Annotated in this window: 13 protein-coding genes; 1 reads left to right on the forward strand and 12 read right to left on the reverse strand. The window is 66.6% G+C overall.

What is annotated here, in order from left to right; all coding sequences use genetic code 11:
* Positions 1-7: 7 nt before the first annotated feature.
* The 12 genes from J0M27_RS05890 to J0M27_RS05945 all read right to left on the reverse strand — a co-directional run bounded on the left by J0M27_RS05890 (position 8) and on the right by J0M27_RS05945 (position 8,999).
* A complete protein-coding gene (locus J0M27_RS05890) occupies positions 8-877 on the reverse strand; it encodes a (Fe-S)-binding protein (protein WP_294988444.1) in 870 nt (289 codons plus the stop codon).
* 391 nt (positions 878-1,268) lie between these two features.
* Positions 1,269-2,120 carry an alpha/beta hydrolase gene (locus tag J0M27_RS05895; RefSeq protein ID WP_294988447.1) on the reverse strand — a complete coding sequence of 284 codons (852 nt, stop codon included), beginning with the start codon at positions 2,118-2,120 and terminating at the stop codon, positions 1,269-1,271.
* A gap of 2 nt (positions 2,121-2,122) precedes the next feature.
* Positions 2,123-2,893: a pentapeptide repeat-containing protein gene (locus J0M27_RS05900; protein WP_294988450.1), complete on the reverse strand. Its 771-nt coding sequence runs from the start codon at positions 2,891-2,893 to the stop codon at positions 2,123-2,125.
* A gap of 16 nt (positions 2,894-2,909) precedes the next feature.
* On the reverse strand, positions 2,910-3,467 hold the full coding sequence (locus J0M27_RS05905; RefSeq protein ID WP_294988453.1) for a GNAT family N-acetyltransferase: 558 nt from the start codon (positions 3,465-3,467) through the stop codon (positions 2,910-2,912).
* Positions 3,464-3,946, reverse strand: coding sequence for a hypothetical protein (locus J0M27_RS05910; RefSeq protein WP_294988456.1), 483 nt, complete (start codon positions 3,944-3,946; stop codon positions 3,464-3,466). The genes J0M27_RS05905 and J0M27_RS05910 overlap by 4 nt, the downstream gene beginning before the upstream one ends.
* Positions 3,947-4,127: 181 nt before the next feature.
* Complete coding sequence (locus J0M27_RS05915) at positions 4,128-4,526, reverse strand: GFA family protein (protein ID WP_294988459.1); 399 nt, start codon at positions 4,524-4,526, stop codon at positions 4,128-4,130.
* Positions 4,523-5,059 (reverse strand): SRPBCC family protein, encoded by a 537-nt coding sequence (locus tag J0M27_RS05920; protein ID WP_294988461.1) that lies wholly within the window; start codon positions 5,057-5,059, stop codon positions 4,523-4,525. The genes J0M27_RS05915 and J0M27_RS05920 overlap by 4 nt, the downstream gene beginning before the upstream one ends.
* Before the next feature lie 33 nt (positions 5,060-5,092).
* On the reverse strand, positions 5,093-5,635 hold the full coding sequence (locus tag J0M27_RS05925) for a peroxiredoxin-like family protein (protein WP_294988464.1): 543 nt from the start codon (positions 5,633-5,635) through the stop codon (positions 5,093-5,095).
* Positions 5,636-5,691: 56 nt separating this feature from the next.
* A complete protein-coding gene (locus tag J0M27_RS05930) occupies positions 5,692-6,039 on the reverse strand; it encodes a TfoX/Sxy family protein (protein ID WP_294988467.1) in 348 nt (115 codons plus the stop codon).
* 44 nt (positions 6,040-6,083) lie between these two features.
* Entirely contained in the window at positions 6,084-6,710 is a 627-nt protein-coding gene (locus J0M27_RS05935; RefSeq protein WP_294988470.1) for a LysE family translocator, read from the reverse strand.
* 97 nt (positions 6,711-6,807) lie between these two features.
* Positions 6,808-8,631 (reverse strand): hypothetical protein, encoded by a 1,824-nt coding sequence (locus J0M27_RS05940; RefSeq protein ID WP_294988473.1) that lies wholly within the window; start codon positions 8,629-8,631, stop codon positions 6,808-6,810.
* Positions 8,628-8,999: a VOC family protein gene (locus tag J0M27_RS05945; RefSeq protein WP_294988476.1), complete on the reverse strand. Its 372-nt coding sequence runs from the start codon at positions 8,997-8,999 to the stop codon at positions 8,628-8,630. The genes J0M27_RS05940 and J0M27_RS05945 overlap by 4 nt, the downstream gene beginning before the upstream one ends.
* Positions 9,000-9,258: 259 nt before the next feature.
* Between J0M27_RS05945 and J0M27_RS05950 the strand changes: the two genes are divergently transcribed.
* On the forward strand, positions 9,259-9,524 hold a 266-nt coding region (locus J0M27_RS05950; protein WP_294988479.1), incomplete at its 3' end, for a DNA cytosine methyltransferase.

Below are 9,524 nucleotides of genomic sequence, written 5' to 3' on the forward strand. Positions count from 1 at the left end.
AACAGAATCAGACGTGCAACGGCAGGGGCTCGTTGCGCAGGATCTTCTTGGCCGCCGCGCCCTTCACGGCGCGGTCGGGGGTCTCGAACCAGACGATGGCGCCGGTGGGGCAGCGCTCGATCGGTTCGCGCGTGGCCTGGTCGTTCCAGTCGTAATTGACCACGGCCAGGTTGCCGGCGAGTTGCATCAGCTTCAGCGGCGCGTCGGCAACGCACTTGCCGCAGGCGGTGCAGGCCACCTCGCAGGAGGCCTCGGCGGTGTCGCCGTCCGCCTGGTTCTTGCAGGCCACCCAGAGGCGGTGGCTGACGGATTCGAGGCTGAACAGGCCCTTGGGGCAGACCTCGACGCAATCGTTGCAGGCCGTGCATTTTTCGCTGTCCACCACCGGCAGGCCGTGCAGGTCCATGTGGATGGCATCGAAGGTGCAGACGTTGGCGCAATCGGCAAGGCCCAGACAGCCCCAGGCGCATTCCTTGCCGCCGCCCGAGACCACGGCCGCCGCGCGGCAGGTCTTGAGGCCCTCGTAGCGGGCGCGCAGGAAGGCGACGTGGCGACCGCCGCCGCAGGCCAGGCGCGCCACCTGCTTGTCCACCGTGCCGGCGGCGACGCCGAGCAGGTCGGCGATGCCCTGGCGCTGCTGCGGCGAACTCACCGTGCATTTCGCCGGGATGGTTTCGCCGCCCACCACTTTCTCGGCGAAATCGCGACAGCCGGCCTGGCCGCAGGCGCCGCAGTTCGACTTGGGCAGCAGATCCTCGACCGCGCCGATGCGCGGGTCTTCGAAGACGTAGAGTTTCTTGTTGGCGATGGCGAGCAGCAGCGCGAGCAGTACGCCCAGACCCGCCATGAATCCCCCTGCCACCGCCAAGTTCGACAACGATTCCAATCCTTCCCGCTCCCTTTTCAACGCGATCCACAGATTGTTTAGATCTGAAATAACAACCATGTAAATGCCATGGTTTTGTTGCTACAGTTGCACAATGCCCCCTTGCGCGGCGGTCCGGGTTGACGTGGAGCAACGGATGGGCTTGCAGTGCAGCAGCGCCACTTTGAATCCAGCCGTCCGCATCCTTGGGGGGGCGAACGGCCGATTCCATCACGGCGCAGTCGGGAGTTGCTCCCGATCCGCTGGGGAAGCCGACGTTTTGGCGCCGACTCGGGAAAACACGCGAAGCAGGGTTTTGCCTCGCGTGCTTGTGACCGGTCAACTATAAGACCGGCGACCCTTCACACTTGATGGATATTTTTGATTTCCGTATTCGCCGAGTTCATTCGGCGCCGCCGCTTCCGGCATGGGCCCGCACCCAGTCCAGCAATTCGGTAGCCACGGATTCGCGGTCGAGGTCGTTCAGGGTTTCGTGGCGGCTCCCCGGCCACAGGCGCAGGGCCTTGTCGGCGCCGCCCCAGGCGGCATGGATCTCGCGGCTGCCCTGCGGATCGGTAAGGCGATCGGAGTCGCCATGAAACAGATATAGGGGCAGATTGAACCCCGCTGCCGCCGCACGATTGGCTTCCATTGCCGCCAGCAGCTCGGCGCCGGTGCGCGCCGGCGGCGCCTTGAGGCTGACCAGCGGATCATTCACGTAGGCCGCCACCTGCGCCGGATCGCGGCTGATCAGCGACGGATCGAGCCTCGTGCCGCGCATGTGCGGCAGCCAGCGCGAAAGCAGCGGCGCCAGGGCGACCAGCAGGCGCGGCACGTCGCCGCCGATCTTCAACGCCGCCGAGGAGAGGATCAGCCCGGCCATGGACTGCCGCCTCTGCGCCGCCCAACGCAAGGCGATAGCCCCGCCCATGCTGTGGCCCATGAGGAACAACGGCCTGCCCGCCGCGAGTTCCCCTGCCTTCACCCACAAGGCATCGACGTCGAGCAGGTAGTCGTCGAAGCCTTCGACATACGAGCGCTCGCCCGGCGAGCGGCCGTGGCCGCGCAAATCCACGGTGGCCACCCCGATGCCCCGGGCATTGGCCCGTGCCGCCAGCCAGGCATAGCGACCGCCGTGCTCGGCGATGCCATGGACGACGGCCATCACGCCGCAGGCCTGCTCCGGTATCCAGCCTTGCCCGTGCAGGCGCAAACCATCGGCCGCGGTCAGCCCAAATTCGATCACGGCAGCCATCGTCAGCGCCGGTCGCGCACCACGAAAGGTTCGATCAGGGCGTCCTGCACCGATTCGCCACGATTCAAGGCCTTTTCGAAGTTGGCATTCCAGACATCGGCATTCGCCAGGTCGGCGCCCGCCATGTCGGCGCGCGCAAACACCGCCTGGCGCAGCACCGCGCCGGCCAGCCGCGTGCCGCGCAACGAAGCGCCGGTGAAGTCAGACTGCTCCATCGAGGCGCCTGTAAGGTCGGCACCCGAAAGGTCGGAACCGACCAGCCGCGCGCCGACAAACACGGCGCGAAACGCATAGCAGTTGCGGATCGACCCACCCGACAGGTCGATGCCTTCCATCAGTATGTCCTTCAGATAGGCACCCGAAAAATCGGCGCGCACCGCCTTGGTGTTGATCAGATTGGCGCCGAACAGGTAGGCCCCCTGCAATTTCGCCCCGCCGAGGTCCGCATCGTCGAAGGTGGCGTGGAACAGGTCGGCATCGCGCAGGTCCGCGCCGGTCAGGTTCGCCCCGGTGAAATTTGCCCATTTGCCGTTGCTGCCGCGCAAATCCGCACCGGACAAATTGGATTTCCTGAGATCGGTGTTCTCCAGCTTGGCGCCGGCCAGCTTTGCGCCGCGCAAGTCCATGCCCGCCAGTTTCTTGCGCGAGAAATCGCACCGCGAAAGATCGGTCGCTGCCTTCGGAGCGACGCAGTCGCCGGGAGGCAAGTCGGCGGCGGCAGCCATGGCCGACGCCAGGGACAGCAAACCAACTCCAGCGCGCATTTTTTTCATGTCGTGGTCTCCATGCTCAGATCCCGGCCGGATTTTCCGGATGCCGATAGACGTGGAACGGTCCGCCGGCGAACTCGATTTCGCGTTCCAGCGTGGCTCCAATGGCCAGCGCGAGACGGATCGACGGCTCGTTGCGGCTGTCGATCAAGCTGATCAACGCCAGTTCTGGCAGATGCTCGCGGGCCATGACCTGCACCGCGCGCGCCGCCTCGCTGGCGTAACCCTTGCCCCAGAAGCGGCGCGAGAGTGCCCACTTGATTTCCGGCTCCGGCCATTCGAGCGGATACCAGGGCCCCACCGTGCCGATCACGGCGCCGCTGGATTTTTCCACCGCGGCGTAGGGGCCGTAGCCGCGCAGCAGCCAGTGGCCGGCCATGCTCGCCATGGCGCGCCAGGTGGCGGCCTCGGTCAGCGCACGGCGGAAAGTGTAGAGCGTGCATTCCGGGTCGGAGAAATGCTCGTGCAGCCCTCGCCAATCGGCATCGATGAAGGTCCGCAGCAGCAGGCGCTCCGTCTCCAGTCGGAGCGGGATGCGAACGGGCACAGCCGCGCCGTTACCGGTATCGGCAGTCATTTGTTGATGGTCCCCCTGGCGATCTCGTAGCAAGCATCGATGTGCGAATTGCCGAGGTAGAGCATCGCCGTCACGCTGAGCGCGGCGGCGGCGGCCTGCCCGGCAAAAGGAATGTACTTCAATACCTGCTTCGTCGCCAGCCGCGCGCTGACCTTCTTCAGTGCCAGCAGCACCAGCTTCTTGGTGATGGCGCGCCCGGCGAGGTCGCTGCCGACCTTCTTCAGCATGCTGTAGATCAGCACCTGGCGGCGGCTGTCGAGTTCCTCGATCTGTTCCGGCGTCAGGCCGAATTTGCGGTTGATGGCCGGTATCAGTTCCAGCAAGAGCGCGACGTCGCCGGCGATGTCGATTCCCGGCAGCGGCACCAGCGACATGCCGCCGGAGGTGGCCGCGCGGCGCCGCACCATCGACTTGCAGGCGGCGCGAACACGATCCAGGTCCGCGAGCGTCGCCGGCAGCATGTCCTGCTGGCGGCTCACCGGACGACCCTCCACCCGGCCCCGGTCCACGGCCGACTTTGCACAGCCGGCCGGCTCCGGCGGCGCGAAGCGGTGCTTCGCGAAACCCCGCCTTTGCCCACGCGGGAAGGGGTGACGCCGGCTCGCGGCGGTGCGGCTCGGTGTGCTGGCCGGCGCGCTTTCGGGCGGCCGCGCAGCGCGCTCACGGCTTGCGTCGGGCGTAGCGCGGATGCCCGTCGCCGAGCTCCCACCACGGCGCCTTGGAGTCGGTGAAGATGTGGAAGATGTCGGTGCACACGAAAGGCGTATCCACCGTGCCCAGGCGCAGGCGCAGCACGCCGGGCATATCGTCCTTGGCGCTGTAAATCGGACTGCCGCAGACCTTGCAGAAGGCGCGGACCTTGTCCGGCGAGGAGCGGTATTCGCTGATCAGTTCGGCACCCGAGAGAAACTGGAAGCGATCCTTGGCCACCGGGGCCACCGCGGCGAAGGCCGAGCCCTGCGCCTTGCGGCACTGCGAGCAATGGCAGACCGAAATGTGCTCGATCCCGCCCTGATACCGGTAGCGGATTCCGCCGCACAGGCAACCGCCTTCGATCATGCCTCGTTCCTTTCCATCTCCCGCTTGAGGGCATTCAAGCCCTGCTCGAACTGCGCGCCGACCATCCTGTCCATGTTGAAGACCACGCCCATCAGCTTCGACATGAAGTTGTTCGGGCCATGCATGGCCCAGGTGAACTCGGTTTCGCCGGCGCGCTCGGCCAGCAGGTATTCGGCCATGTTGTGGGCCTCGAAGGGCTTGAGGAAATCCAGCCTGATCAGCACGCGCTCGGGCGATACGGCCTCGACGATCTCCATCCGGCCGTGACCGACCTTCTTGTTGCCCTCCCACTCATAGCCCGCGCCGACACCGCTGGCGGCGCCGGAATGCGTCTTGCGCATCGTCGGATCGAGCGCCGACCACGGCGACCAGGCATCGAAATTGTGCAGGTCCGCTACATAGGAGAACAGCTTCTCGCGCGGCGCGGCGATGCGTATCGAGCGTTCGATGCGGAATCGGTCGGGTCGCCGCGCCACGACGAACAACAATCCCGCGGCTCCCAGCATGACGACGACGAATACGAGTTTCAGCATGGCGTGCTCCCCGGTTGTTGCGAAATGCGTTGCTCAGACCTCGCCCGTGTATTCGCCGCGCGCCGGGTAATCCTTGGCGATGGCGAAGTCGATCGCGCCCAGCAGGTCCTGGAAGGACGGGCGGGCGAAGGGCATGGTCTGCACCGCGCCATAGTAGAGCGTGCCGTCGGGCCGCACCAGGAACACGCCCGGCTCGGAAAACAGCGCCGGCTCCTCGATGCCGATCGAGGTCTTGCCGCGCGAGCTGCTGATGTAAAGCCCCCACTGCCGCGCGCTTTTCAGGCTCAGGCCGTAGCCGAAGCGCAGGGCCCTGGCCTGGACCTTCTCCGCCATGTGCCGCGCCCGCTCCTCCTCGTCGCTGCTGACGGCGAGAATGCCGACCCCGCGCTGGGCGAACTCCGGCGCCAGGCGTTCGAGTTCCGTCAGGTATCTGGCGCAGATCGGGCAATGCATCCCGCGATAGAAGACCACCAGGTCGAAGCGCTCGCCGGGCGCGGCACCCAGCACATGGCGGCCGCCGCCGACCAGCGCGACATTCAGGGCGGGAACGGGATGGCGCGGCAACAGGGCATGCATGGCGATTCCTTAGTGTGGGTGCTGCTCCGCGAAAGCGCCGCGGCGCGTGTTTTTATTCAGGGGCCGGCGCCCGGCCTCCTCGGCGGCAGCGTGGCGACGAAGGCGGAGCAGGCCGTGATCCAGTTCTCCAGCGCGGAGTCGTCCTCCATGCCTGGCGGATCGACATAAACATAGCCCTTCATCGGCTTGCCGGTGAAATCCATCGGCCGCACATGCGGTAGCGCCAGCGCATCGGCGTAGCGCGCCGGCCCGACACGGGCCATCAAGGTCCCGCCGACGATGCCGACCGCCATGTGGCCGCCAAGCATGAAGGCAACGCCGCCGAACATCTTGCGTTCGCCCACGTCCCGGCGCCCGCGCAGCGCATCGCGTATCCGTTCCGCCAGGCCTTCGTCATATGCCATGATTTCCCTCCCGGATCGCCGTACTACCAGCGCCGACTCTTACACTACACCGGCCGCCGCGCCAGCAAAGCCCAGACGCCCGCCCCCGCCAGCAGCGAGCCCCCGCCGATGTTGAAGCCGCGGCGCGCCCGCGCCGAGGCCAGGAAATGATGCGCCGCCGCCGCGAAGCGCGCATACAGCGCGGCATTGAGGATCGCCATCACCACGAAGGTGATGGCGAGGATCCACATCTGCGGCGCCACCGCGCTGCCCGGCGTGATGAACTGCGGCAGGAAGGCGACGAAGAAGACGATGCCCTTGGGATTGAGCGCGGTCACCAGCCAGGTGTTGGCGAACAGCCGCCAGAGCGAATCCGGCGCCGCCGGCAGCGCCACCTCGGCCGGTCCGACCCCCGCGCGCAGCATGCGCCAGCCGAGCCAGACCAGGTACAACCCACCCACCGTCTTGACCGCCGTGAACCACCACGCCGAGGTCGCCAGCAGGGCGCCCAGGCCCACCAAGGAGAGCGCCAGCGCCGTCGAATCGCCCAGCGCCACGCCGGCGACCAGCGCCACGTTGGCGCGCCGTCCGTGCGCCAGCGAATAGCCGATCACGGTGAGTATGGTCGGGCCGGGAATCACCAGCAGCACCGCCACTGTCAGGACATAGGCCAGCCAGATTTCGAGGGGCATTTCGCGCTTCCATCACAGGTTCATCGTGACCAGCGCCGTGTCGCCGGCGCCGACTTTTCATTCCGCTTCATTCTAATCGCGGCGGGATGGCCCCGTCCTAATGCGCCACCGCGCCGACATCCCGCGCCGTACCCTGTGCCTTGCGAAAGAAGTCATGGCGGGCCGGAACCGCCACGCCGCCGCCGATGGCGTAGCTGCCCGCGCCGGGCCGGAAGTCCGACGGCTTCGAGAAGTTGCGGCTGGCATTGGCGAACAAGGGATCGACGTTCTTCGCCTGCGCGTCCGACGAATTGCCCAATGTGCCGCTGGCGCCGATCGTCCCGATACCGAGGGCGGCATCGACCACGGTCGCCTGCCTGGCCGATGGCGCGTATAGCAGGTTGTTGCGTATCTCGGTATCCAGCGCGCCTTTGAACATGCGAACGCCGCGCACGTGCCCGGGCTTCGACTGGTTGGCGTAGATGGTGTTGTTGTAAATCGCATTGCGGCTCGCCGACTGCGTATCGTTGTTGTTGGTCGCCTCGATCCCATGGCCGCCCGCGCCAGCGCTCAGGTCGATGATGTTGTTGCGCACCGCCGAGAAGCTCGAGTTCAGGCTCATTGCGGTCACCGTGCCGACCTGCCCGGTCCACCAGTTGCGCTCGACAACCAGGTAGCGGGTCCTGCTTTCGTGCGTCGAGTCGATCGAGGTATTCACGGGAACCTCCACGCCCGGCGCGCCGACGAACTGGTTGTCCGAGACGACCCCGTGCTGCGAATGGATTCCCGGCGGCAGGGGGCCGAACTGTTTGTACCAGGTCGGTCCGCGCAGCGTCAGGTTGGCCTTCCTGGCATTCGGATTGCGGAAGGTATTGCTCGAAACGACGAGCCCGCGCCAGTACATGGAGCGGAAATTGTGTTCGCCGACCGACTTGTTGTCGAACAGATTGCCGAGGATCGCCGTGCGAGATGAAAACAGGAACATGCCGTTGCCGCCGGGACCGCCCTGCGTCGGCCTGATCTCGGAGTCGGCGACGGTGAACTGGTCCCAGGGCGCCGCCAGGTTGGGCTTGGAGGCCGATTGCACGAAACCCGAGTTGGTGCGTTCGATATCGACGCGCAGGAACGTGACCTGGTCGAATCCGCCGGAAAAATCAACGGCCACGACCCAGGGCGAATCCGGGTTGGTGCCATCGAGCATCAGGTCCATGACCCGGGCATCGCGGTTGGCGTTCGGCCCGTTGCGCCCGACGACCAGGATCGCCCTGCCGCCGCTCCAGCGCACCACCGGCTTGGCGCCGCTGCCATAGGCGCCGAGGGTCCACGGGCCATTGACGTTGAGGATCGCGGGGCCCGACGTATGCCAGGTCTCCCCGCGATTGAACAGCAGCCGCCTGCCCTGCCGCAGGTCGCGGGCTATCGTCGCGGCGAAATCGCCGGCGGCATCCGTCACCCGCTCGGCACCGGCGGGACAGCCATCGAAGCGCGCCTCGCGCGAAAGGCAGCGCGTGCTTGCCCCCGCATAGGCCGCATCGGGATCCTCGACCACGATCGGCGCCAGCATTGTCACCGGACCGCCCTTGCCGCCTTCGCTGCAGGTGACCGACGGCGTGTAGCTACCCGGGGTCTCGTAGACATGCGCGGCGACCGGTCCGAAGGCGCGGTTCTTCCGGTGGTTGACACCCGTGCCATGCCGCCAGGCCGCCTTGTCGTCGTCGCCGAAGTTCCAGCTGCAATCCATTTCCATGAACGAACGCTCGGTCGCCGGCGACTTGATTCCGGTGGCGTCGAAGAACACCGCCAGCGGCGCGACGCCCGAGTCCGCCTTCGAGACCACGATGCTGGCCATGTCGAGCGGCGCGGCAACCGCCGCCACCGCGGTGGCGCCGGCGATGGCCGCAAGACAGGCGAGCCGCGCCCGGAATCCGGAGGGTCGGCTCATTGCATCGAATGCAGGCCGAACATGTTGCCTTCGCTGTCGGTGGCGAGCGCGATGAAGCCGTACTGCCCGATGGAAAACTTCTCCTTCTGCAGGCTGCCGCCGGCCGCCGCCACCCGCGCCGCCTCGACCGCGCAATCCTCGCTGGCGAAATAGACCAGCACGCTGTTGCCCCCCGACGGGAAGCCCGGCATTCTCACCAGCGCGCCGGTGGCCCCGTACTGCTCCATCTGCTCCGGGAACGTCCACATTTCCATGTCCGGACCTTCCAGCCGCGACAACTGGACGCCGAGCACGGCCTCGTAAAAAGCCCTGGCCCGCGCCATGTCCTGCACGTAGATTTCGAACCACCGCACCGGATTTCCGTTCATGTCCCCGCCTCCTTGACAGCACATCGCGCCGCCGCGACGCCCTGCCCCGAATCCTGCCGTGAACCCCGCGCGACCACAAGCCACCTGGCGGCGCCCCAACGCCGTATCGTAGGCGCTGTCCGCAAGGCATACCGTCTCCGGTTTCGCCGGAGACATAACTCCTGCAGCCTCAGTCCGGCGCCTGCCCGCCCAGCCGCCGTGCCACGCGCTCGCGCTGTTCCGCCGTCATGTGCAGGCCGCACTTGCTGCGCCAGGGAGCATGACGACACCCCTGCATTTCGTTGACCTCTTTTCGGGGTGCGGCGGGTTTTCGCTCGGCCTCGAATTGGCTGGGCTCAAGTGCCTTGCAGCGATAGATTTCAACGTTTCGGCGATCGAGACCTTTCGGGTGAACCACCCGCACGTACCGCATGCGCTGGTCAAGGATCTGACCAAGTTCAGCCCCAAGGATCTGGACAAGCTCCTTGGATCGCAGACCGTGGACGTGCTGGTTGGTGGGCCGCCCTGCCAAGGCTTCTCGAAGGC

It is taken from the genome of Sulfuritalea sp., from assembly GCF_017302275.1.
Lineage (GTDB): Bacteria > Pseudomonadota > Gammaproteobacteria > Burkholderiales > Rhodocyclaceae > Sulfuritalea.

What these genes read in the sequence shown, in the direction of transcription:
- J0M27_RS05905 (WP_294988453.1), bottom strand. Translation starts at nt 3,467, where the DNA reads ATGACTGCCGATACCGGTAACGGCGCGGCTGTGCCCGTTCGCATCCCG.
- J0M27_RS05920 (WP_294988461.1), bottom strand. Translation starts at nt 5,059, where the DNA reads ATGCTGAAACTCGTATTCGTCGTCGTCATGCTGGGAGCCGCGGGATTG.
- J0M27_RS05925 (WP_294988464.1), bottom strand. Translation starts at nt 5,635, where the DNA reads ATGCATGCCCTGTTGCCGCGCCATCCCGTTCCCGCCCTGAATGTCGCG.
- J0M27_RS05935 (WP_294988470.1), bottom strand. Translation starts at nt 6,710, where the DNA reads ATGCCCCTCGAAATCTGGCTGGCCTATGTCCTGACAGTGGCGGTGCTG.
- J0M27_RS05915 (WP_294988459.1), bottom strand. Translation starts at nt 4,526, where the DNA reads ATGATCGAAGGCGGTTGCCTGTGCGGCGGAATCCGCTACCGGTATCAG.
- J0M27_RS05895 (WP_294988447.1), bottom strand. Translation starts at nt 2,120, where the DNA reads ATGGCTGCCGTGATCGAATTTGGGCTGACCGCGGCCGATGGTTTGCGC.
- J0M27_RS05940 (WP_294988473.1), bottom strand. Translation starts at nt 8,631, where the DNA reads ATGAGCCGACCCTCCGGATTCCGGGCGCGGCTCGCCTGTCTTGCGGCC.
- J0M27_RS05945 (WP_294988476.1), bottom strand. Translation starts at nt 8,999, where the DNA reads ATGAACGGAAATCCGGTGCGGTGGTTCGAAATCTACGTGCAGGACATG.
- J0M27_RS05900 (WP_294988450.1), bottom strand. Translation starts at nt 2,893, where the DNA reads ATGAAAAAAATGCGCGCTGGAGTTGGTTTGCTGTCCCTGGCGTCGGCC.
- J0M27_RS05930 (WP_294988467.1), bottom strand. Translation starts at nt 6,039, where the DNA reads ATGGCATATGACGAAGGCCTGGCGGAACGGATACGCGATGCGCTGCGC.